We start from the raw sequence: 24,081 nt of genomic DNA, 5'->3' as shown, positions 1-24,081 counted from the left end.
AGAATAAAAGTTTCTCTTAAAGGTAGCATAATGGAAAAAGAAAGAATACTGAATGAGGTGCAAAAATGGAATATCAATATCCACTTGACTACGATTGGTCAAATGAAGAAATGGTAGCAGTTGTAAAGTTTTATGAAGCGATTGAAAAAGTATATGAAAAAGGAGTTTTGAGAGAAGATTTGATGGAATTATATCGTCGTTTTAAAGAGATTGTGCCATCGAAGGCAGCGGAGAAAAAAATAGATAAAGAATTTCAAGAAGTAAGTGGATATTCTATATATCGTGCGATTCAAAAAGCAAAAGAAGTAGCGGAACAAAAGATTGTAAAAATGTAAAAAAATTTTGAAAAATAAAATACAAAGTGCTATAATGTGATAACAACTAAAAACGGACAATATAAATTGTCCGTTTTCTGCTATCGATTACAAAGTGCATATAAAGGAAGGAGTGATTGCATCGTAGATTCAATCTTAGCAAGGAATTGTTCGTTGGTCATTGCTGAAAACTCCTCTGGTGGTATATGAATACCGACTAATAATTCTGCTTTTTTCACAGTAGCTAAACGTTCAATCATCTTTTGTAAGTCTTCTGTTTCAAGCGTTTCATGTAATTTTACACCTGGTTTAGTATGGTCAATGGACCAAACGAAGTCATTTGGAATATTTGTTTTTAAATCATTTAAATGTTCTAAGAAGGCGTGAGCCGTCTCCACTTTTTGTGGACACTCATAGATTAAACCAAAGTATATGAAGGCATGAGTACCCCATAAACCAATTTGAAAGTGTGGTAACATTTTATATCCACGTTTATTTGTTGAAAAAGCAACCCAAGTATCGTTTGGTGGATTGACTTTGCGGCGTGCATGTTTTGCTACATGATAGAAAAAGTTATCATCAGTTTGTTGTGATAAATATTCTGCAAACTGTTCCCCTAAAGCTTCTAGCTTAGGATGAATATTCGTTTTAATTGCGCTCATTCGTTCTTCAAGACCATCAACAGTAAAGACTTCAAAATCAGTTGATGTGAATGTTTGTAGTGTCATGATTGTTCCTCCAACTCCTATTTTGTTTTAATTTTAGCATAGCTTGTACTATTCATAAAAAAAACAGCACAAAAAAATTTAAATAAAAAAATATAATTTTGTTGCATAGATGATTTATCCAACATAGTATAGTATAAAACAAAAAATCAGAAAATTGAATCAATTCTAGTCCGAGGGCAGACGAATATTGGGAGGAGGCAAAAAAATGAGACAGGTGATTAATGCGTTAAAGAGAACAGATGCTGAAAAAAGAATTCCGGTGCTACGTTTGGAGCTAGATTATGAATTAGCAACTTTATACGATGCGATGATGGAGAACGACAAACAGAAAAAAGAAGAGTGCGTACAAAAATTAGAAGTGTTAAGACTTGAAATGATTCGTTTAGAAGCGTAATAATAGTATATGTATAAAAAATTAGTTGGTGCGAACCTTATAAAGGGTTCGTTTTTTCTGTGAACAGTATAGATCGGAGTGTTTAAACATGCAAGAGGTATGGAAAGACATCGATACACACGCGAAACAGTGGATTCGAGAAGCGGGAGAACGTTTAATGGCTTCACTGAAAAAAGCACTTATTATAGAAACAAAATCCAATGCAGCTGATTTAGTAACGAACATGGATCGAGAAACGGAGCAGTTTTTAATTGGGAAAATTAAAGAAACATTCCCGGCTCATAATATTTTAGGAGAAGAGGGCTACGGAGATGAGATTACTTCTTCTAATGGGGTTGTTTGGTTAATTGATCCAATTGACGGCACGATGAACTTTGTTCATCAAAAAAGGAATTTCGCAATCTCAATTGGGATTTATGAGAACGGTATCGGAAAGATTGGTCTTATTTATGATCCAGTTCATGACGAATTGTATCATGCGGTAAAGGGAAATGGCGCTTTTTGTAATGATTTATCTATTCCTCCGCTGGAAGAAGGAACAGTAGAACAGGGAATTATAGCTCTAAATGCGGTATGGCTTACCGAAAACCCATTACTTAATATGGAAAAAATGATGAGGCTCGTTAAGAAAGCGAGAGGTACGAGGTCTTATGGTTGTGCAGCGTTAGAAATGGTATACGTTGCAACAGGGAGATTAGATGCATATGTAACACCGCGATTATCACCATGGGACTTTGGCGGGGGACAGATTATTGTAGAAGAAGTTGGCGGGAGGGTAACAACCTTCTCAGGAGCTCCTCTTTCTATCGTAGAGAAGAGCAGTGTGTTAGTTGCGAAGCCAGGAGTATACGAGGAGTTATTCCCATTTGTATCGCAGTAACAAAAAAAGTAAGAGGCTATAAAAGAAGCTTCTTACTTTTTAGTGTTATTGCGATTTACGCATTTTTCTTTTTGTTGCAAAACCGTATCCAACTGTAACAAATGTGCCGATAATGCAAATAATAATACCGATGGGACTATTTTCAGCAATCATAATACCGATACCAATTAAGAAGATAACACCGATAATTGCTGTTAATAAAAAGCGATATTGAATGTGTTCCATTTCTTCACCCTCCAATCTCATTTTACTTTCACAAAAGTAAGAATACAACTATATTTTCATTCTTGATTTTATTTTGATTGCCATTGTATCCCCTTCGCTCTTATAATAGAGAAGGATTAAAAAGACATTAGGAGTTGGACATGTTGAAAAAACGACAAGATTTACGAAATATAGCAATTATTGCCCACGTTGACCATGGTAAAACAACACTTGTTGACCAGTTATTACGTCAAGCGGGGACGTTCCGTGCGAATGAACACATTGAAGAACGCGCAATGGACTCAAATGATCTAGAAAGAGAACGTGGTATTACAATTTTAGCGAAGAATACTGCGATTCACTATGAAGATAAAAGAATTAACATTTTAGATACACCTGGTCACGCTGACTTCGGTGGAGAAGTAGAACGTATCATGAAAATGGTTGATGGTGTTCTACTTGTTGTTGATGCATATGAAGGTTGTATGCCACAAACACGATTTGTTTTAAAGAAAGCTCTTGAGCAAAATTTAACGCCAATCGTTGTTGTAAACAAAATTGACCGTGACTTCGCTCGCCCTGATGAAGTAGTTGATGAAGTAGTCGACTTATTCATCGAACTTGGTGCAAACGAAGATCAATTAGAGTTCCCGGTTGTATTTGCATCAGCAATGAACGGAACAGCAAGCTTAGATTCAAATCCAGCAAATCAAGAAGAGAATATGAAATCATTGTTTGACACAATCGTTGAACATATTCCAGCACCAGTTGATAACAGCGAAGAGCCACTTCAATTCCAAGTAGCACTTCTTGATTACAATGACTATGTTGGTCGTATCGGGGTTGGACGCGTATTCCGTGGTACAATGAAAGTAGGACAACAAGTTGCATTAATGAAGGTTGACGGAAGTGTAAAACAATTCCGTGTAACTAAATTATTTGGTTACATTGGATTAAAACGTCAAGAAATTGAAGAAGCAAAAGCTGGAGATTTAGTAGCTGTTTCAGGTATGGAAGACATTAACGTAGGTGAAACGGTATGTCCGGTTGAGCATGAAGAGGCTTTACCATTATTACGTATTGATGAGCCAACACTACAAATGACATTCCTTGTAAATAACAGCCCATTTGCAGGTCGTGAAGGTAAATACATTACATCTCGTAAAATTGAAGAGCGTCTTCGTTCACAATTAGAAACAGATGTAAGTTTACGTGTAGATAATACAGATTCTCCTGATGCATGGATCGTATCTGGACGCGGAGAGTTACATTTATCTATCTTAATTGAAAATATGCGTCGTGAAGGTTATGAACTACAAGTATCTAAGCCTGAAGTAATTATTAAAGATGTTGATGGCGTAAGATGTGAGCCTGTAGAGCGCGTACAAATCGATGTGCCTGAAGAATACACTGGTTCTATTATGGAATCAATGGGTGCACGTAAAGGTGAAATGTTAGATATGGTGAATAACGGAAACGGTCAAGTTCGCCTTACTTTCATGGTTCCAGCACGTGGTTTAATTGGTTACACAACAGAATTCTTAACATTAACTCGTGGTTACGGTATTTTAAACCACACATTTGATTGCTACCAACCAGTACATGCTGGACAAGTTGGTGGACGTCGTCAAGGTGTTCTAGTTTCACTTGAAACAGGAAAAGCATCACAATACGGTATTATGCAAGTTGAAGATCGCGGTGTAATCTTCGTTGAACCAGGTACAGAAGTATATGCTGGTATGATCGTTGGAGAACATACACGTGAGAATGATTTAACAGTTAACGTTGTAAAAATGAAACAACAAACTAACATTCGTTCTGCGACGAAAGATCAAACTTCAACAATGAAAAAACCACGCTTAATGACTTTAGAAGAGTCATTAGAGTACTTAAACGATGACGAGTTCTGTGAAGTAACTCCAGAATCAATTCGTCTACGTAAAAAGATTCTTGATAAGAGCGAGCGCGAAAGAGCTGCTAAGAAAAAGAAATCTGTTGAAGCGTAAAATAATAGAACAGCTACCTTTTATAAAGGTAGCTGTTTTTATTTTGTTTATTTTTTTAGAATATTTACTCTTTTTGTGGACAGTATTTTTTTTGCGGGTTAATCTAGTATTAAGTACATAAAGAGAATTTGTTTTCATGAGAAGGGGTGAAAGGTAGTGTTAGAAAGAATGTCATTTTTCGCGAAATTGTGCAAAGTCGATGAAAATCCAGAACTAGGGATGTGGTTGCTTTATGGAACAATTATTATATTAAGTGCACTTGTATATAATTTAGGATTCGCAAGGAAACTATCGGTACTGAAAAATATAGTGATATATACATCTTTAGCAATTGGATGCACGGTATTAACTTTCTTTGCAGTTTTTTTACCTGTTGGAGAAGGGCTCGTTGTGGCGGCAATTGTACTTGGAATTTATAGACTGCGTTTACGTCAAGCTAGACAACAAAAAGCAGGGTGAAAAGGGGGACTTCCATGCGCTCAGTACAAGATGCACTATATAATTGGTTAACAATTAAAACGGTTGCGGAAGCACGTCCAGATGATAATGCCGCACAAGAAACGTATTTATTATTTCAAAATATGATATATGAAGAGCATAAATTAAGAAATGTAGAAGTTGAAAAGAACGAGGAAATGTATTTGATTACATATGAAATTGATGGGGAAATGAGGTGTGCAAGATTTCCAGTAGAAGCAATTGATTGTTTTTTGGATCAGATGAATCGTGAACCAGAAAAATACAAATAAGTCCTTATCTATATGATTAAGGACTTATTTACGATCTACCAATCGTCTTCTACTTTTTTATCACGATATAATCGGAAATTACCACTTGCATGGCGCTCCATAGTACGATCTGCAATTCGTTCCGTACATTCCATGCACATATATGTATGAATAGGGCGATTACGCAGTTTTTTTGCCATAGGATTTTCGTCATCTAACATATCTTTTTTATCACAAATCATACATTTGACTCTCATTTCGTCACCTCAATACGAATTCTATCAGTATAAGTATATCATGGAAGCATAATGTTTTTGAATAATAGCCGGAAAAAATAATATTTTCGCAATTCGAAAAATAAGTTATGATAAGGATATAGAAAGAATATTTGGAGGTGGAAATATGGCGAATGTAGTAGAGCCTACATTGACAGATGATTTAGTACAATCGTTACGTAAAGAATGTATCGTTATGATAGCAACGACAGATTTTGAAAAACAAATGCCTAACGTAAGTGCTATTTCTTGGGTATATGCAGTGAGTGAAACTAGTATTCGATTTGCGGTAGATCAACGCTCACGTATTGTGGAAAATATGCGGCATAATGCAGGGGTGGTTTTGACTATAATGGCGAATGAATCCGTATTTTCCATAAGTGGTGAAGGTGAAATTTTAACAGATAGAATGGAAGGGATTCCTCTGAAATTAACTGTAATAGAAGTAAATGTGCAAGAAGTTCGTGATGTTATGTTTTATGGAGCGAAACTTGCTACAGAACCAGCATATGAAAAAACATATGATCTTCGAGCTGCGAAAAAGCTTGATAGTCAAGTGTTAGTAGGCATGAAAGGATTATAAATGGGGTTAATAGGAAATTAGTTCATTAACTTTTGTAATTGAGTATTGTGATTTAATGTGAAAAATTATAATTAAAAGTAATATATTGAATAGAAATGAATAAAAAATAAAGAAAAGGTTTAATTTCTATGAATTTCGATTCTACCTCGTTTATACGGTACATATAATTATAACAATGGTTCGTCCATACTTTATGGATGAAACCCTTGTTCTACAAATTTAAAAGTGGAGTCAGGGGGTAACAGGTTGGATAAAATTTATGTGTTAGATACGAATGTACTTTTGCAGGATCCTTTATCTATTTTTTCATTTGAAACAAATGAAGTAGTGATTCCAGCAGTTGTATTAGAAGAGGTTGATTCGAAAAAACGTTATATGGATGAAGTAGGACGAAATGCTCGCTATGTATCTAAGTTAATAGACAAATTTCGTGAAATAGGAAAGCTGCATGAAAGTATTCCGCTAGAAAACGGCGGTACATTTCGTATTGAATTAAATCATCGCTCATTTGTTCAACTGCAAGATATCTTTGTAGAAAAAACAAATGATAATCGAATTTTAGCTGTAGCGAAAAACCTCTCTTTAGAAGAACAAGAAAAAGAGGATGGGAAATCAGTTATTTTAGTAAGTAAAGATGTGCTCGTAAGGGTAAAAGCCGATGCAATCGGATTGCAGGCTGAAGATTATTTAAGTGATCGAGTAATTGAAGTGGAAAATATATATTCAGGATTTTTAGAAGGGTATATATCAAAAGAACAATTAGATTATTTTTATGAAAAAGGTGAACTACCTTTATCTGAAATTGCAAACCATCCTTTTTATCCAAATCAATTTGTTGTAATGAAGGATGCGCTAGGTGGCTCTAGCTCCGCACTAGGGATTGTCGATCACTTAGGTAAGAAGGTAAAGAAACTTATTTTTCACAATGAGCAAGTGTGGGGGATACGTCCGCGAAACGTACAGCAAATTATGGGATTAGAATTGTTACTTCGGGAAGATATTCCACTTGTAACGTTAACAGGGAAAGCAGGTACAGGAAAAACGTTACTTGCATTAGCTTCGGGACTAATGCAAACGGAAGATTTAGGGTTATATAAAAAACTACTTGTTGCGAGACCAATTGTTCCGGTAGGAAAAGATATAGGTTATTTACCAGGAGAAAAAGAAGAAAAGTTAAGACCGTGGATGCAGCCGATTTTTGATAATCTAGAGTATTTATTTAATACGAAAAAGCCTGGAGAGCTAGATGCTATTTTAGCTGGGATGGGTTCGATTGAAGTAGAAGCACTTACCTATATACGCGGGAGAAGTATTCCAGATCAGTTCATTATAATTGACGAGGCGCAAAACTTAACGAAACATGAAGTAAAGACGATATTAACAAGGGTAGGAGAAAAAAGTAAGATTGTATTAATGGGAGATCCTCAGCAAATTGATCACCCATATTTAGATGAATATAATAATGGTTTAACGTATGTTGTAGAGAAGTTTAAAGAACAACGTATTAGTGGTCATGTAAAGTTTGTTAAAGGAGAGCGTTCTAATTTAGCTCAACTAGCAGCGGATTTATTATAAAAAGGAGTGGGCATAAGCTCACTCCTTTTTACCGTTTAACTATACAATTAAATAATTGTAAATTTACGGATGTTACGGATTGGATTTTGTCTATTAGATCCATCATGGAAATATAGATGAACAGGTCCGTCTTCTCTTAACGGTTTTCCTTCTTTTGAAAAACCAAGAATAGCTTTTTCGACTGTTTCTAATGGAAGTGTAACTGTATTGTCTACTGTTTCAATTACGACTTGAGTAGCATCGTCTGAAAGTTCAGCGTTCGTAAGAAATGGATGAAATGGTATACCGAATGTACCGGTAATAAGCTGTTCTTTTTTATATTTCTTTACACTTTTTTGGATTGGTGGGAAGGCAGCACCATCACGGATTTCACGATCCCAATGTTCTGAAGTATGCTTTAAGTATGTTTCTAATTCGGATATTTCTTCTCTAGTTTCATCAAAGTAAGTTGTTAAATCTACTTTCCGGTCATCAAAAATCCAAACAGTTGGATCGATAGTGATCGGAAAACGAACTTTTCCATTAATAAATAAAATTTCGCTCATTGTTGTTCCCCCATTTGTGTTATACTCCCACTTTTCAGTATAATAGTATTAGACACTGTTGTCACAAAAAATGTTTCTATTGCATTTTATTAAAACTATCGCTAATATTAATAGATAAGAGAGAGTAGGACGGAAACGGAGGGAATCAATTTGGCGTCTGAGACAGTATCAAATCATCAGGAAAAGGCACTTGCCCTTCTACAAGCGGATGCGGAGAAGATCTTAAGACTTATTAAGGTGCAAATGGACCATCTTACAATGCCGCAATGTCCATTATATGAAGAAGTGTTAGACACACAAATGTTTGGACTATCCCGAGAGGTCGATTTTGCGGTTCGCCTTGGTCTTATTGCAGAAGAACAAGGGAAAGCAATGTTAGGAGAGCTCGAACGTGAGGTATCTGCACTTCATGAAGCATCTACAAACAAACAACAATAACGGGTTCAAATAAGGGGGCTCAAACTGAAATAGTTTGGGCTTTTTATTTGTATAATAAAGCAGGAAGAACCTATATACATATGGAATACAACAATAATTAAATTGACACAGAAAGAGGAAATGAAATGAAAAAAGTATGGAAGTCAATGGATTATTCATTATTACTTCCTCTTGTTATCTTATGTGTGCTGGGAGTAATAATGGTATATAGTTCTAGTTCCATTGTTGCGATTTCGAGGCATAATTGGCCGGCAAATTACTTTTTTAAAAGGCAATTAGTAGCTCTGGCTGTTGGAACAATAATGTTAGCGATCATCATTTCTATTCCTTATAAACTTTGGAGAAAGCGAATAGTTCTATTGGCAATGGGAATAGGTAGTCTTGGTTTATTAGCAGCAGCATTGGCTTTCGGTCAGGAAATAAATGGTGCAAAAGGGTGGATATTAGGTATACAGCCCGCTGAATTTGTTAAAATATCGATTATTATTATTTTAGCTCGTTTTTTTGCAAGAAGACAAGAGACAGATACGCCTGTTTTTAAAGGATCGGGAGTTACGCTTGCTTTTGTTGGATTGGCAATGCTTTTAATTTTAAAGCAAAATGATTTAGGTACCGATTTGTTAATTGGGGGAACAGTTGGAATTATGTTTCTTTGCTCGGGAGTGCGGATCAATTTGTGGATAAAACGAATTGTTTTAACTTCTATAATATGGGTTCCATCTCTTTATTTGCTAGCTAACTTTAAGTTAAGTGCGTACCAAAAAGCTCGCTTTTCAGTCTTTCTTGATCCATTTAATGATCCTCAAAATGATGGATTCCAGCTAATAAATTCTTTTATTGGAATTGCTTCAGGAGGACTAAACGGTCGAGGACTAGGAAACAGTGTACAAAAATATGGATACTTACCAGAACCGCAAACGGATTTTATTATGGCAATTATATCTGAAGAGCTTGGTTTTATTGGTGTGGCTGTTATTTTAATTTGTTTGCTACTTATTATCATTCGTTCATTCAGGATTGCTCAAAAGTGTAAAGATCCATTTGGAAGCTTAATAGCAATTGGTATTGCTAGTTTATTTGGGATTCAAACGTTTGTTAACGTAGGTGGCATGTCTGGATTAATACCACTTACAGGTGTGCCTTTGCCATTTATAAGTTATGGCGGTAGTTCCTTATTAGCAAATCTACTTGCAATGGGTATACTATTGAATATTGCTAGTCATGTAAAACAACAAGAGAAGCAACAAAACGAAATGACTAAAGAAAGAGAACAAGGTGGACCGCATCTTGTTGTTGTAAAATAAAAGCACACTGGGCTAAAAAGCTCAGTGTGCTTTTTATTTCGATCACCTTTAATGTGATATACTAATTTGTTATTATGGTTAAAAATATATCATATATAAATTAATGTGATATACAATAAGGTTGTTAGAAAACGAAGAGGTATGCTATACTATTTTTGTGAAACAAATTGATCAGAAAACTTATCATTTGTTGAAAAATAAGGTATGATGAATAAAAATAAAGTGAAGCTTTCTAAGTATAATATAATGTAGAAAGTGAAGAACTTCACGCTCTTTAGAGTGTGTATGTATTTTATCTCTAGAGTGGTAGGAAAGTAGAGGGGGAAAATCATGACAAAGCTGCAACGTATTCAAAAAGTATTGGTAGCTAACCGTGGAGAGATTGCAATTCGTGTATTTCGAGCATGTTCAGAACTTGGATTAAACACAGTTGCAATCTATTCGAAAGAGGATAGTGGTTCTTATCATCGCTATAAAGCCGATGAGTCCTATTTAGTTGGGGAAGGGAAAAAGCCAATTGATGCTTATCTAGATATTGAAGGCATTATTGAGATTGCGAAAAGTAATCATGTAGATGCAATCCACCCTGGATATGGTTTCTTGTCAGAAAATATTCAATTCGCAAAACGTTGTGAAGAAGAAGGGATTATCTTTATCGGTCCAAAAAGTAAGCATTTAGATATGTTTGGAGATAAAGTTAAAGCAAGAACACAAGCGCAGCTAGCACAAATTCCAGTTATTCCTGGTAGTGATGGTCCAGTAAATTCATTAGAAGAAGTCGCAGAATTTGCTGAAAAGTATGATTACCCGATTATTATTAAAGCATCGCTTGGTGGCGGTGGTCGTGGTATGCGTATCGTGCGCACTAGTGAAGAATTAAGAGAATCGTATAATCGTGCGAAATCAGAAGCAAAAGCAGCTTTTGGTAATGATGAAGTTTACGTTGAAAAATTCGTTGAAAAACCTAAACATATAGAAGTACAAATTTTGGCAGATGAAGAAGGTAATGTTGTGCATTTATATGAGCGTGATTGCTCTGTACAACGACGTCATCAAAAAGTAGTTGAAATTGCACCGAGCGTGTCGCTTTCAGATGATTTGCGTCAGCGAATTTGTGATGCTGCAGTAAAGTTAACGAAAAATGTGAATTATTTAAATGCTGGAACAGTTGAATTCCTAGTAAAAGGTGATGAGTTTTACTTTATTGAAGTAAATCCACGTGTTCAAGTAGAACATACAATTACAGAAATGATTACAGGAATTGATATTGTTCAATCACAAATTTTAATTGCAGATGGACATGCTTTACATAGTAAGATTGTAAGTGTGCCGAAACAAGATGAGATTATTGTACATGGTTATGCCATTCAATCTCGTGTAACGACAGAAGACCCGCTTAATAACTTTATGCCTGATACAGGGAAGATTATGGCATATCGATCAGGCGGTGGTTTTGGTGTTCGTCTTGATACAGGTAATAGTTTCCAAGGTGCAGTTATTACACCGTACTATGATTCTTTACTTGTAAAAGTTACAACTTGGGCGCTTACTTTTGAACAAGCTGCTGCAAAAATGGAACGTAACTTAAAAGAATTCCGTATTCGTGGTATTAAAACAAATATTCCATTCTTAGAGAATGTAGTAAAACATAAAAACTTCTTATCGGGAGAATATGACACTTCATTTATTGACGCGTCACCTGAACTGTTCTTGTTCCCAAAACGTAAAGACCGCGGAACAAAAATGTTAAATTACATTGGTACAGTAACAGTAAATGGCTTCCCAGGAGTAGGGAAAAAAGAGAAGCCAATTTTCCCAGATGCTCGTATACCAAGTGTAAAACACTCAGAACCAATTCAAAACGGAACGAAACAAATTTTAGATGAGCGCGGGGCGGATGGATTAGTAAAGTGGGTTCAAGATCAAAAACGTGTGCTTTTAACGGATACAACATTCCGTGATGCACATCAATCTTTACTTGCAACGCGTATTCGTACAAAAGATTTACATCAAATCGCAGAGCCAACAGCGAGAATGTTGCCAAACTTATTCTCCGCAGAAATGTGGGGCGGTGCAACGTTTGATGTTGCGTATCGTTTCTTAAAAGAAGATCCATGGGAACGATTACTAGATCTTCGTGAAAAAATGCCGAACGTTTTATTCCAAATGTTACTTCGTTCTTCAAACGCAGTTGGATACAAAAACTATCCAGATAATTTAATTCAAAAATTTGTAGAATGTTCCGCTCAAGCTGGAATTGATGTGTTCCGTATTTTTGATAGCTTAAACTGGGTAGAAGGTATGAGAGTTGCAATTGATGCTGTACGAGATACTGGTAAAATTGCAGAAGCGACAATGTGTTACACAGGAGACATTCACGATCCATTACGCACCAAATATGATTTAAATTATTATAAAAACTTAGCGAAAGAGCTGGAAGCATCAGGAGCTCACATTTTAGGAATTAAAGATATGGCGGGCTTATTAAAGCCGAATGCAGCATATGATTTAGTTTCAGCATTAAAAGAGACGGTGTCGATTCCAATTCATTTGCATACACACGATACTAGCGGAAATGGTATTTTAACGTATACGAAAGCGATTGAAGCAGGCGTTGACATTGTTGATGTAGCGGTGAGTTCTATGGCTGGTCAAACGTCACAACCGAGTGCGAATACTCTATACTATGCGTTAGGTGGAAATGAAAGACAACCAGATGTTAATATAGACTCATTAGAAAAACTATCTCATTATTGGGAAGATGTACGTAAATACTATGCGCCATTTGAAAGTGGTATGAACGCTCCTCACACAGAGGTGTATATGCACGAAATGCCAGGTGGACAGTATAGTAATCTTCAACAACAAGCGAAGGCGGTTGGTTTAGGAGATCGTTTTGATGAAGTTAAAGTAATGTACCGTCGTGTTAATGACATGTTTGGAGATATTGTAAAAGTAACACCGTCATCTAAAGTTGTTGGTGATATGGCATTATTTATGGTTCAAAATCATCTGACAGAACAAGATATTTTAGAGCGTGGACATTCTATGGACTTCCCGGGATCTGTTGTTGAAATGTTCTCTGGAGATTTAGGTCAACCATATGGTGGTTTCCCGAAAGAATTACAAAAAATTATTTTAAAAGGGAAAGAGCCATTAACAGTAAGACCAGGTGAATTATTAGAGCCAGTAGATTTCGATGCTTTAAAAGAAGAGTTATACCATAAACTTGGGCGAGAAGTAACGATTTTTGATGTAGTCGCATATGCATTGTATCCGAAAGTATTTATGGACTACGAAAAAGTTGCCGCACTTTATGGAAACGTATCTGTGCTTGATACACCGACATTCTTCTATGGTATGAGACTTGGTGAAGAAATTGATGTGGAAATCGAACAAGGTAAAACATTGATGGTTAAACTAGTATCAATTGGAGAACCGCAGCCAGATGGAAATCGTGTTCTTTACTTGGAATTTAACGGTCAACCACGTGAGATTGTTGTGAAAGATGAAAGTGTGAAAGCAACAGTTGCCCAACGTGTGAAAGGAAACCGTGAAAATCCAAATCACATTAGCGCAACGATGCCAGGAACTGTTGTTAAAGTAGTTGTAAAAGAAGGCGATGAAGTGAAAAAAGGCGATTCTATGGCAATTACAGAAGCAATGAAAATGGAAACGACGGTTCAAGCACCATTCAATGGTAAAGTGAAGAAAGTATATGTAAATGATGGTGATGCAATTCAAACGGGAGATTTACTCATTGAATTAGATCATTAAAATAAAGAAAAAGAGCTGTGCGAAAGCAGCTCTTTTTTTGTTGCAAATAATACCTTGCCGAATTGGCAAGGTATTAAAGTGTTACTTTATTTTATTTTGCTTAGAAGTCGATACGGCTTCTTTTGCATTGACTGTACTTCTTGTACCTAACATAGCTAAATAGCATAGTACTGCAAACAAGCAAGAAATGAAGAGTGAGTGTAATAATGCCATTGATAAACTAGCATTTGTATATACAACTAAAATTCCTACAATAGCTTGAAGTGTTACAAGGATAAATGAAATAATCCATCCCCAATATACTACACGCTGCTGTTTGTAATGACGAATAGCAATAATCATCACATATAGTATCCAAAAGAATATTAACATCGCTGCAACTCTATGTCCCATTTGAACCCACTCATGTAGTTGAGTTGGAATAGGTCTGTTTTTACTGCATAAAGGGAAGTCTGGACAGGCTAAGCTAGCTCGTTCGTGACGTACTAAAGCTCCTGTGTAGACAACGATATAACTGTAAATTGTTACACCATAAATATGAAATTTCATTTTTTTGTCCATAATAAGTGAACGTGCATCGAATTTCTGATCAATTTCAAAAATAAGACACGTTAACAAGATGACAGAAGCAAATGAAATTAAGGAAATACCAAAATGAATAGCTAGTACAGCAGGTATTTGTCCCCAAACAACTGCAGCTGCCCCCATTAATGCTTGTGCAACTAAAAATACGAAGGATAAAATTGCTAACGTCTTTGTTTCACGCACATGTTTATAATATTTCCAGGACAAGATACAAAGAAGAGTAACAAGGATACCTGCTGATCCCGATGTTAAGCGGTGACTCAGCTCAATAATAGTTTCCATTGATAAATTAGATGGAACAAATTCACCGTTACAAAGTGGCCATGATTTACCGCACCCTTGGCCTGAACCTGTTTTTGTAACTAAAGCGCCTCCTAGTAAAACTACTAATAAATCGAGACTTGTAATGACTGCTAACCATTTAATAAAGCGTTGCAATCTCTTTCACCATCTTTCTGCTATGAAGTTATTGCGAAATATTTTCATTCCATTATGTATAGAATAAAACGTGCTACAGTCCTATGATATATAAAAAATAATAAAATAGCAAAGAAATGAAGGGTGAGGACAACGTATACAGAATAAAGAAAAAAATGGGATTTTAAATACATATTTTAGGCGAAAATGAGGCTATTTTGAAAAGAAATGGGGAGAATACATGCTAAATATGACAAAATAGTTTATTATAGAAGATAACATCATGTTATGATAAGGATAGGTTAGAATAAAGTTTTTTATTATTCGACACAAAAAGTTCATGTTTTCTTCACAAATTGTTCGGGAAATATGATTTAATATATTGGAGTATGGGCGTAGATTAGTAGTAGAATGGGTTAACAATATTTCTACTGTAATAATATTGCTATATAGAAGCGAAATATTTCGCTTAGAAAGATGATAGGTTTAAGAGGGGGTTAAAGTGATGAACCATGCAACAAGTGAGCTGCATGATGAGTCAGCTGTTTCAAGTGTACCGGAAACAACTCGGTTACAAGATTTATCAGCGCTCGTTAAAATGGGGATTGTAAACTCAAATACACTTACTGTATTTACAGGATTTTGGTTGGCTTTACATTTTAATGGATTGAGTGTTATGGACCATCTGGATAAGCTATTTTTTACAATCGTTGGTTCTGCATTAATTATGGCAGGGGTATGTTGTTTAAATAACTACATTGACCGAGATATCGATCCATTAATGGAGAGAACAAAAAACCGTCCAACGGTAACAGGTAAATATAAACCTGGATTTGCACTTGCATTTGGACTTGTAATTTTACTTCTTGGCTTCGTATTTTTATTACTTACGACACCAATGGCAGTATTAATCGCATTTATTGGTGCCTTCACATATGTAGTTTTATATACATTATGGACGAAGAGAAAATATACGTTAAATACTGTTGTAGGTAGTATATCAGGAGCTGTTCCACCTTTAATTGGATGGGCGGCAATTGATCCATCTTTAGATCATCCAATAGCTTGGATGTTATTTTTAATTATGTTTATTTGGCAAATCCCACATTTCCTCGCGTTAGCGATGAAACGTGTTGATGAATATCGCAATGCAGGAATCCCAATGCTTCCTGTTGTACAGGGATTTAATATTACGAAACGTCAGATTATGATCTGGACAGTATGTTTATTACCACTACCATTTTATATGAGTGGGCTTGGAGTAACCTTCATGGTAATTGCAACATTGCTTAACATCGGATGGATCGTACTAGGGTTTTATGGCTTCCGTAAGCAAGATGACATCAAATGGTCCGTAAAAATGTTTGTTTACTCCCTGAATTACTTAACAATCTTATTTGTGTCAATGATTGTAGTTACATTCTTCTAAGACAACGACATGATTGGATTTCTTTACGTTGAGATTTACTTTACTTAACTATAAAGTACAATCTAATTCACAAAGAAAGTGGGGGTTGTTTGTATGAAGAAACAGTGGCGACTGCTTTCGTTCGTTTCACTGCTGGCTTTACTGTTAGGGGGATGCGGTAAAGCCTTTCAATCTACTTTAATTCCGCAAGGGGAAGTAGCAAAAATGCAATACGATTTGCTCTTGCTAGCGAGTGCAATCATGGTAGGAGTAGTACTTGTAGTTACTATTATTTTCTTATATGTAATTGTGCGTTTCCGACAAAAAAAGGGTGAGGAAGATTATATTCCAGAGCAAGTTGAAGGGAATCACAAACTAGAAATTATATGGACAGTTATTCCGATTATTCTTTTATTAATCTTGGCTGTTCCGACTGTTACATATACATTCAAACTTGCTGATGTAAGTGCGATGGAGAAAAAGAATATTGATAAAGATACTATCGTTGTTGATGTAACAGCGAATCTTTATTGGTGGGAATTTTCTTATAAATCAGAAAAAATAGTAACTTCTCAAGATTTAGTTATCCCCACAGGCAAGAAAGTGTATTTGAATTTGAAGGGTGCCGATATTAAACATTCGTTTTGGGTTCCATCTTTAGCTGGTAAAATGGATACAAATACAGATAATGTGAACAAAATGTGGTTAAAGGCAGATAAGTCGGGCACTTATAATGGTTTTTGTGCAGAATTTTGTGGCCCATCACATTCTTTAATGCAATTCAAAGTGAAAGCTCTGGATGAAAGCGAGTACAAAAAATGGCTTGCTGACATGAAGAAGATTGATGGGAAGAAAGAAGTAGCGTCTACAAAGGCGCAAGAAGGTCAAGACGTATTTAATAAAAGCTGTATTGGTTGTCATGCAGTGGGATCAAATGATAGTAGACCACCTTCTGCTCGTATCGCACCAAACTTAGCAAACTTTGCTGATCGCGATATGGTTGCCGGTATTGCCGAAAATAATGAAGCGAACTTAAAAAAATGGCTCAAAGATCCTGAAAATATGAAGCCAGGTAATAAAATGACTGGTAAATATGGTAACTTAACGGATGATCAAATTGATGCATTAAATGCATATTTACAAACGTTAAAGATTGAAAAGTAAAGAGGGATCATTTGCGAAGGGGAGGTTGAAAACGTGAGTTCTGTAGCAAAAAAACAGGGGATGGGTGCTGTCATATGGGATTATTTAACGACAGTAGACCATAAAAAGATTGCCATTCTCTATTTAATTGCAGGTGGATTGTTTTTTGTAATAGGCGGAATAGAAGCGCTATTTATTCGCCTTCAGTTAGCGATTCCTAACAATGCTTTTCTAGTTGGGGATGCTTATAACCAAGTATTAACGATGCACGGTACAACAATGATTTTCCTCGCAGCTATGCCACTCGTGTTTGCATTTATGAACGCCGCAGTACCACTTCAAATTGGAGCACGTGATGTGGCGTTCCCGTTTTTGAATTCACTTGGATTTTGGTTATTTTTCTTTGGTGGAGTATTTTTAAATTTAAGTTGGTTTTTAGGGGGAGCACCTGATGCAGGTTGGACATCGTATGCATCTTTAGCTTTATCCTCCAAAGGACATGGTGTTGATTTTTATGTACTCGGCTTGCAAATATCAGGTATTGGTACATTGATTGGAGGTATTAACTTCCTTGTTACAATTATTAATATGCGTGCGCCAGGAATGACATATATGCGCATGCCGATGTTTACATGGACAACATTTGTAACATCTTCACTTATATTATTTGCATTTCCACCGTTAACTGTAGGATTAGGGCTTCTAATGTTAGATCGTTTATTTGGCACAAGTTTCTTTAATCCAGCATTAGGTGGGAACACAATTATATGGGAGCATTTATTCTGGATCTTCGGTCATCCAGAAGTATACATTCTTATACTCCCAGCTTTCGGAATATTCTCAGAAATCTTCGCTACATTTTCGAAAAAACGATTATTCGGTTATTCATCGATGGTGTTCGCGACTGTATTAATTGGATTTTTAGGCTTTATGGTATGGGCGCATCATATGTTTACCGTTGGTCTTGGTCCTGTTGCAAATGCTATCTTCTCAGTTGCAACAATGGCGATTGCAGTTCCGACAGGTATCAAAATCTTTAACTGGCTCTTTACAATGTGGGGTGGAAGTATTCGGTTTACGACACCAATGATGTGGGCGGTAGCTTTTATTCCATCATTCGTTATGGGTGGAGTTACAGGAGTTATGCTTGCGTCGGCACCAGCTGATTATCAATTCCATGATAATTATTTCGTAGTAGCACACTTCCATTATGTAATTGTCGGCGGTGTTGTATTTGGTTTACTTGCAGGTGCACACTATTATTGGCCGCTTATGTTTAATAAAATATTAAATGAAACGTTAGGAAAGATAACATTTTGGTTATTCTTTATTGGTTTCCATTTAACGTTCTTTATCCAACATTTCCTTGGTTTAATCGGTATGCCGCGTCGTTACTACACATATTTAGAGGGGCAAGGATTAGAGGTTGGAAATATGATTAGTTCAATTGGAGCAGTTTTCATGGCCCTTGGAACGATTGTTCTTTTGTTCAATGTTATAAAAACAACAGTATCAAAAGAAAAAGCTGGTCGTGATCCATGGAATGCGCGTACATTAGAGTGGACAATGCCAGCGCCTACACCAGAATACAATTTCAAACAATTACCATTTGTTCGTGGGTTAGATCCGTTTTGGATTGAAAAACGCGAAGGTAAAAAAGAGATGACAGCGGCGGAACCAGTCGGTGATATTCATATGCCGAATGCTTCATTTTCACCGTTTATCATTTCTCTAGGTCTATTTATAGCCGCTTTTGGTGCGATGTATATGCAAGGCGGCAAAGATAAGTTTTGGTTATTAGTAGCAATTATAGGTTTGATCATTACATTCGGTACAATGTTCCTTCGCTCAGTAATCGATGATCATGGATATCATATTCATAAGGAAGATTTAGAAGATAAGGGGGGCAAGGCATAATGCATGTAGATGAAAAATTAACGAATGAAACATTTCCAGCAGAGCCTGAAAAAGCAACCCTTGAGGGGAAAAATAAGTTTGTCGGTTTTTGGTTATTTCTTGGAGGCGAGACAGTGTTGTTCGCTTCCTTATTTGGCACATATTTAGCGTTAAAGAATTCTACAAATGGTGGACCAACATCTCAAGAAATGTTTCAAATGCCGCTCGTTTTCATCATGACGATGTTGTTGTTGACAAGTAGTTTAACGAGTGTATATGCAATGTATCATATGAAAAATTTCAATTTTAAGAAAATGCAACTGTGGCTACTTATAACAGTGTTGCTTGGCTTAGGATTTTTGGGGTTTGAAATCTATGAGTTTTATCATTATACACATGAATTTAAGCATACTATGAGAAGTAGTGCATTTGGTTCTGCATTTTATGCTCTTGTTGGTACGCATGGGCTCCACGTATTGTTTGGATTGTGTTGGATTTCGACATTAATCTTTAGAAATGCGAAGCGAGGCTTAAATTTATACAATGCACCAAAGTTTTACGTTGCATCAATTTATTGGCACTTTATAGATGTAGTTTGGGTGTTTATTTTCACTGTAGTATATTTGATGGGAATGGTGGGATAAACAATGGCAATTAAGCAAACGAATAATCCTAAGGTTGATCTTGTTTATCGGAAAAGAAAAAGTGCAGAGGAAATGAAGCACCAAGTTATTACGTTTGCACTAATGATCTTTTTAACATTTGTTGCATTTGCAGCGGTAGCATATCCGAAAACATTTAGTCCAATTTTTTCGGTACCATTTATTTTATTGTTGGCAGTTGTTCAAGTTGTATTTCAATTATATTATTTCATGCATATGAGTCATAAAGGACATGAAGCGGCGAGTTTCTTCTTATACACTGGATTGTTAATAGGTTTATTAACGATTTTAGCCTTTATGACAATTGTGTGGATTTAAACAGTAGTAGTTGGAGGGCTCTGATTTATCATAGCCCTCTTTTCATATGAAAGATAAGAATTTTGAAAAGGTAGGTGTGAAAATGGAGAATTTATGGATATTTGGTTTTCAGGCTTTATGGAGTCCGATTTTTCTGTTATTTATGGCCTCGATTCTTATTAGTTATTTCTTAATTATTGGACCGTATAGAACACGATTTGAAAATGCGACGAAGGTAAGTAAAAAGCAGATTTTTTATTTTACGACCGGGATTGTTCTTTTGTATTTTGTAAAGGGAGGACCTATTGATTTAATTGGTCATATTATATTTAGTGCACATATGTTTGAGATGGCAGTAATGTACATTGCAGTTCCTCCATTATTATTGCTTGGTATACCTGTTTGGTTATATCGTTATATTACTTCTTTTAAGTTTGTTCAAATTGTACTAAAGGCTTTTGCTAAACCGCTTATTGCGTTGTTTGTATTTAATGGTCTGTTTTCCTTTTATCATTTGCCAATTGTTTTTGATACAGTAAAACAAAGTCAAATAGCACACCCCATTTGCCTCGCTATATTGTTTTTTACAGCAATGATGATGTGGTGGCCGATGTTAAATCCACTGCCGGAATATCAAACATTAAGTGATATAAAGAAACTTGGTTATATGTTTGCTAATGGTATTTTATTAACCCCAGCTTGTGCGTTAATAATTTTTGCGACTGAACCATTATTTGCAACATATACAGATCCGGCTGCTTGGATGAAGGCGATGGAGCTTTGTGTACCGGCTGGTACTTTATCAGATTTAAATATTACTGGACCAGAATTTTTACATTGGATACCAGTAGTGCAAGACCAACAAACAGGCGGTATCATTATGAAAATTGTCCAGGAAATAGTGTACGGCACGATTATCGGCTATGTGTTCTTTAGATGGGCACGTAGAGAGCGTGAAAAGGATAAGGAGCAATTACAGGAGCTACCACCGTATTTACAGACTAAGTAGAAAAAGCGTACGGGAGCCCATACGCTTTTTTCTTTTTTAGTTGTAGTGGACATTTAAAAAGATTGAATTTTCAATCTTTTTTGTTAACCTAGTGTAGGCATGTACTAAAAGTGGATATAAAACTTACTACTAGCTTTAATACGTAATATTTCCAGATGTAGTGCTAGTTTTTTAGAGAGTTACAAATTTATATTGTTTTCTTTAATAAACACAAACTATTTTAAGGGGGATTTTAAATGGGTAGTAGTGGAAGTATGGTAAAGCCGATTAGTGGTTTTTTAACAGCGTTAATTCAATATCCAGTACCGGTAGTGGAGTCGCGTGCAGACATTGATAAACAAATTAAACAGATCATAAAAACAATTCATTCAACTAAATCAGGCTATCCTGGATTAGAATTGATAGTATTTCCTGAATATAGTACACAAGGGCTCAATACAAAAAAATGGACTACAGAAGAGTTTTTATGTACAGTGCCTGGGCCAGAAACGGACTTATTTGCTGAGGCATGTAAAGAATCTGAAGTATATGGTGTTTTTTCTATAATGGAAAGAAATCCTGATGGTGGAGAACCGTATAATACAGCAATTATTATTGATCCACAAGGTGAAATGATTTTGAAGTATCGTAAGTTAAATCCTTGGGTGCCAGTCGAACCTTGGAAAGCTGGAGATTTAGGCTTACCTGTTTGTGATGGACCTGGAGGAAGTAAATTAGCTGTTTGTATTTGTCATGATGGCATGTTTCCTGAAGTAGCCCGTGAAGCGGCCTATAAAGGTGCAAATGTCTTGATTCGTATTTCTGGATATAGTACACAAGTTAGTGAACAATGGATGTTAACCAATCGTTCAAATGCATGGCAAAATTTAATGTATACATTGTCAGTGAACTTAGCGGGTTATGATGGTGTATTTTATTACTTTGGTGAAGGACAAGTATGTAATTTTGATGGGACTACTTTAGTGCAGGGACACCGAAACCCTTGGGAGATTGTTACTGCTGAAGTATATCCAGAGCTAGCAGATCAGGCTAGATTAGGATGGGGTCTAGAAAATAATATATATAATTTAGGTTCAAGGGGGTATGTCGCGACTCCTGGTGGGGTGAAAGAAAACCCGTATACGTTTGTAAAAGATTTAGCTGAAGGTAAATATAAAGTCCCTTGGGAAGATGAGATTAAAGTAAAAGATGGATCCATTTATGGGTATCCAGTCAAAAAGACGATTCATTCTTAGGAAAGATAAATAGAACAAGCGCATCATATTGATGCGCTTGTTCTATTTACTCAATAATTTGAAATTCTTTCAACTCTTTTTCAATATTTAGTAGGAGCTGTTCGCTTTTTTGAAGTACATTCGTTGGGAAAATCTCGTCATCACCATATTCAACGCCGTGAGGGTAATAATGTTTTCCTAATAAGGGTGGCAATAGTTTTACTTGAGCGTGTCTGCTGCCGATGTCACCTTCAACAGCAAAACCTTGTACGCGTAAATAATAAATATCCTTTAATATTTCAAATTTATAATCATATGTAACGCGTTCGTAATCCCATTGTCCAGCAAGTACAAAATGATTGTTTTCCATAATCTCAGTTAAAAGAGTTAAATCAATGACTGCACCATTAAATTTCGTATTTGTAAATTGCATAGAATACCTCCTTCTTTTTATGGTGTTTTATTATTTTTATAATAGTATGAATAGTAAGAAAGTGCAATTCATATTGAGAGAAAAGGGATAATCCAGACTTTTTTCGTGAAAATATGATATAGTGAAAAGAGTACGGTACACACAAAAAAAGGAAAGAAAAGGCTTTGTGTATATCTCAATTTTATGTTTTGTTCAGGAGGTATATCGTTTGAAGAAATTATTGCGTATCGTAATGATTACATTTTTAATTTTAGCTGTTGATTTATACGGGAAGTTACTCGTTTCACAATATATATTAACTCCATCGCACTCTAAGCAAGAAAATAAAATTGTGAAAAAGAAAAAGCAAGTAAATGAAGAATCCACAGACACTGTTTTAAATATGATTGGTGGGGATCCTGAGAATTTATTAGCAAAGTGGGGCGAACCGTCTCGAATAGAGCCGTCTGCTTATGGATATGAATGGTGGGTGTATAATCAAGATTTAACTCAGTATGTTCAATTTGGAGTTGCTGAACGTAAAGTTGTAACGGCGTATGTTGCTGGTGATCAAGTCAAGGTAGCTCCCTATTATATAAATGAAAAGTATGAAGAGGTATATAAAAAGAATCCGCTTTCACATGAGATTTCATTAAAAAGAGGAAAGAATAGTTATCAATTTGAGTTATCTGATACGGAAATAATGGAACAACCACTAATCCCTGTAGAAGATGGGTGGGCACAATTATATTTTGATCACTTTACACATGAACTTGTTGGTGTTCGTTATATGGATGATGAAACGTTATTACGCCAAAGGCCGTATCAGCTTGTTTATTCAGGTGAATTAATAGCAGAACAGCCGTTGACGCCAGAAAAAATGAAGCAAGTAGAAAATGGAAATATGCAACAAATTCTCGACTTAACAAATATTATTCGAAGTCGTCATCAATTACCGTTGTTAACATGGGATCAACAAACTGCAGATGTTGCATTTGGCCATAGTAAAGATATGAAGGATAATAATTATTTTTCACACGATTCTCCTACCTTTGGTACATTAGGAGATCGTTTGCAACGTGGGCAAGTGGCTTTTCAACTTGCTGGTGAGAATATAGCCGCGCAACATAGTGATGGAATTGCAGCTGTACAAGGCTGGTTAAATAGTGAGGGTCACAGAAAGAATTTATTAAATGAACAATTTACTGGATTAGGTGTTGGGGTATATGATAAATTTTATACTCAAAACTTTATCCGAAAATAAAAAGGTGCATGAATCGTCTAAAA

The 24,081-nt window shown here is 35.8% G+C and carries 25 protein-coding genes; 19 read left to right on the top strand and 6 right to left on the bottom strand.

Going from position 1 to position 24,081, the window contains the following annotated elements; genetic code table 11:
• The first annotated feature begins 65 nt into the window (after positions 1-65).
• A complete protein-coding gene (locus tag VK90_RS15645) occupies positions 66-335 on the top strand; it encodes a UPF0223 family protein (RefSeq protein WP_025147747.1) in 270 nt (89 codons plus the stop codon).
• Positions 336-415: 80 nt separating this feature from the next.
• On the opposite strand, the gene VK90_RS15640 is transcribed toward VK90_RS15645, so the two are convergent.
• Positions 416-1,042 carry a YktB family protein gene (locus tag VK90_RS15640; RefSeq protein WP_048374033.1) on the bottom strand — a complete coding sequence of 209 codons (627 nt, stop codon included), beginning with the start codon at positions 1,040-1,042 and terminating at the stop codon, positions 416-418.
• 205 nt (positions 1,043-1,247) lie between these two features.
• On the opposite strand from VK90_RS15640, the gene VK90_RS15635 reads away from it, so the two are divergent.
• Together VK90_RS15635 and VK90_RS15630 are read left to right on the top strand one after the other, a co-directional pair.
• Entirely contained in the window at positions 1,248-1,436 is a 189-nt protein-coding gene (locus VK90_RS15635; RefSeq protein WP_001250168.1) for a hypothetical protein, read from the top strand.
• Between the two features lie 88 nt (positions 1,437-1,524).
• Entirely contained in the window at positions 1,525-2,316 is a 792-nt protein-coding gene (locus tag VK90_RS15630) for an inositol monophosphatase family protein (RefSeq protein ID WP_048374032.1), read from the top strand.
• Between the two features lie 45 nt (positions 2,317-2,361).
• Here the strand turns inward: VK90_RS15630 and VK90_RS15625 are convergent, their stop codons facing one another.
• A complete protein-coding gene (locus VK90_RS15625) occupies positions 2,362-2,541 on the bottom strand; it encodes a DUF5325 family protein (RefSeq protein ID WP_048374031.1) in 180 nt (59 codons plus the stop codon).
• A 140-nt stretch (positions 2,542-2,681) separates the two neighbouring features.
• Between VK90_RS15625 and typA the strand changes: the two genes are divergently transcribed.
• The 3 genes from typA (at position 2,682) to VK90_RS15610 (ending at position 5,275) form a co-directional block, all read left to right on the top strand.
• Positions 2,682-4,526 (top strand): translational GTPase TypA, encoded by a 1,845-nt coding sequence (gene typA / locus VK90_RS15620; protein ID WP_048374030.1) that lies wholly within the window; start codon positions 2,682-2,684, stop codon positions 4,524-4,526.
• Between the two features lie 156 nt (positions 4,527-4,682).
• Positions 4,683-4,985, top strand: a complete 303-nt coding sequence (locus tag VK90_RS15615; RefSeq protein ID WP_002173199.1) for a YlaH-like family protein — start codon at positions 4,683-4,685, stop codon at positions 4,983-4,985.
• 14 nt (positions 4,986-4,999) lie between these two features.
• Positions 5,000-5,275 (top strand): hypothetical protein, encoded by a 276-nt coding sequence (locus VK90_RS15610; protein WP_025147751.1) that lies wholly within the window; start codon positions 5,000-5,002, stop codon positions 5,273-5,275.
• Between the two features lie 35 nt (positions 5,276-5,310).
• On the opposite strand, the gene VK90_RS15605 is transcribed toward VK90_RS15610, so the two are convergent.
• Positions 5,311-5,511, bottom strand: coding sequence for a YlaI family protein (locus tag VK90_RS15605; RefSeq protein ID WP_002173197.1), 201 nt, complete (start codon positions 5,509-5,511; stop codon positions 5,311-5,313).
• A 145-nt stretch (positions 5,512-5,656) separates the two neighbouring features.
• Here VK90_RS15605 and VK90_RS15600 point away from each other — a divergent pair, with 145 nt between their 5' ends.
• Together VK90_RS15600 and VK90_RS15595 are read left to right on the top strand one after the other, a co-directional pair.
• Entirely contained in the window at positions 5,657-6,112 is a 456-nt protein-coding gene (locus tag VK90_RS15600; RefSeq protein WP_048374029.1) for a pyridoxamine 5'-phosphate oxidase family protein, read from the top strand.
• Between the two features lie 246 nt (positions 6,113-6,358).
• Positions 6,359-7,687, top strand: a complete 1,329-nt coding sequence (locus VK90_RS15595; RefSeq protein ID WP_048374028.1) for a PhoH family protein — start codon at positions 6,359-6,361, stop codon at positions 7,685-7,687.
• Between the two features lie 47 nt (positions 7,688-7,734).
• Here the strand turns inward: VK90_RS15595 and VK90_RS15590 are convergent, their stop codons facing one another.
• Positions 7,735-8,232 (bottom strand): hypothetical protein, encoded by a 498-nt coding sequence (locus tag VK90_RS15590; RefSeq protein ID WP_048374027.1) that lies wholly within the window; start codon positions 8,230-8,232, stop codon positions 7,735-7,737.
• Between the two features lie 150 nt (positions 8,233-8,382).
• On the opposite strand from VK90_RS15590, the gene VK90_RS15585 reads away from it, so the two are divergent.
• The 3 genes from VK90_RS15585 (at position 8,383) to pyc (ending at position 13,751) form a co-directional block, all read left to right on the top strand.
• The gene (locus tag VK90_RS15585; RefSeq protein WP_048374026.1) at positions 8,383-8,670 is read left to right on the top strand and encodes a YlaN family protein; all 288 of its coding nucleotides are present in this window, start codon (positions 8,383-8,385) and stop codon (positions 8,668-8,670) included.
• A gap of 125 nt (positions 8,671-8,795) precedes the next feature.
• Complete coding sequence (locus tag VK90_RS15580) at positions 8,796-9,974, top strand: FtsW/RodA/SpoVE family cell cycle protein (protein WP_048374025.1); 1,179 nt, start codon at positions 8,796-8,798, stop codon at positions 9,972-9,974.
• 330 nt (positions 9,975-10,304) lie between these two features.
• The gene (gene pyc / locus VK90_RS15575) at positions 10,305-13,751 is read left to right on the top strand and encodes a pyruvate carboxylase (RefSeq protein ID WP_048374024.1); all 3,447 of its coding nucleotides are present in this window, start codon (positions 10,305-10,307) and stop codon (positions 13,749-13,751) included.
• An 81-nt stretch (positions 13,752-13,832) separates the two neighbouring features.
• Here the strand turns inward: pyc and ctaA are convergent, their stop codons facing one another.
• Positions 13,833-14,774 (bottom strand): heme A synthase, encoded by a 942-nt coding sequence (gene ctaA, locus VK90_RS15570; protein WP_048374023.1) that lies wholly within the window; start codon positions 14,772-14,774, stop codon positions 13,833-13,835.
• A gap of 484 nt (positions 14,775-15,258) precedes the next feature.
• Between ctaA and ctaB the strand changes: the two genes are divergently transcribed.
• From ctaB to VK90_RS15535, 7 genes are all read left to right on the top strand, one after another.
• Entirely contained in the window at positions 15,259-16,182 is a 924-nt protein-coding gene (gene ctaB / locus VK90_RS15565; RefSeq protein ID WP_002173189.1) for a protoheme IX farnesyltransferase, read from the top strand.
• A gap of 93 nt (positions 16,183-16,275) precedes the next feature.
• Positions 16,276-17,325: a cytochrome c oxidase subunit II gene (gene coxB / locus VK90_RS15560; protein ID WP_002173188.1), complete on the top strand. Its 1,050-nt coding sequence runs from the start codon at positions 16,276-16,278 to the stop codon at positions 17,323-17,325.
• A gap of 60 nt (positions 17,326-17,385) precedes the next feature.
• The gene (ctaD, locus tag VK90_RS15555; RefSeq protein ID WP_197088215.1) at positions 17,386-19,221 is read left to right on the top strand and encodes a cytochrome c oxidase subunit I; all 1,836 of its coding nucleotides are present in this window, start codon (positions 17,386-17,388) and stop codon (positions 19,219-19,221) included.
• Positions 19,221-19,844: a cytochrome c oxidase subunit III gene (gene ctaE / locus VK90_RS15550; RefSeq protein ID WP_002173186.1), complete on the top strand. Its 624-nt coding sequence runs from the start codon at positions 19,221-19,223 to the stop codon at positions 19,842-19,844. Before ctaD ends, ctaE begins: the two co-directional genes overlap by 1 nt.
• A 3-nt stretch (positions 19,845-19,847) precedes the next feature.
• Positions 19,848-20,180: a cytochrome c oxidase subunit IVB gene (gene ctaF, locus VK90_RS15545; protein WP_048374021.1), complete on the top strand. Its 333-nt coding sequence runs from the start codon at positions 19,848-19,850 to the stop codon at positions 20,178-20,180.
• Between the two features lie 82 nt (positions 20,181-20,262).
• Positions 20,263-21,168 carry a cytochrome c oxidase assembly factor CtaG gene (gene ctaG, locus VK90_RS15540; protein ID WP_002173184.1) on the top strand — a complete coding sequence of 302 codons (906 nt, stop codon included), beginning with the start codon at positions 20,263-20,265 and terminating at the stop codon, positions 21,166-21,168.
• 236 nt (positions 21,169-21,404) lie between these two features.
• A complete protein-coding gene (locus VK90_RS15535; protein ID WP_000535796.1) occupies positions 21,405-22,403 on the top strand; it encodes a formamidase in 999 nt (332 codons plus the stop codon).
• A 46-nt stretch (positions 22,404-22,449) separates the two neighbouring features.
• Here the strand turns inward: VK90_RS15535 and VK90_RS15530 are convergent, their stop codons facing one another.
• Positions 22,450-22,815 (bottom strand): YugN family protein, encoded by a 366-nt coding sequence (locus VK90_RS15530; protein WP_048374020.1) that lies wholly within the window; start codon positions 22,813-22,815, stop codon positions 22,450-22,452.
• 208 nt (positions 22,816-23,023) lie between these two features.
• Between VK90_RS15530 and VK90_RS15525 the strand changes: the two genes are divergently transcribed.
• Positions 23,024-24,058 carry a CAP domain-containing protein gene (locus tag VK90_RS15525; RefSeq protein WP_048374019.1) on the top strand — a complete coding sequence of 345 codons (1,035 nt, stop codon included), beginning with the start codon at positions 23,024-23,026 and terminating at the stop codon, positions 24,056-24,058.
• Positions 24,059-24,081: the final 23 nt, after the last annotated feature.

The organism is Bacillus sp. LK2, from assembly GCF_001043575.1.
Lineage (GTDB): Bacteria > Bacillota > Bacilli > Bacillales > Bacillaceae_G > Bacillus_A > Bacillus_A paramycoides.
Note: the sequence above shows the minus strand (reverse complement) of the source record. Positions and strands in the feature narration are given on the sequence as shown.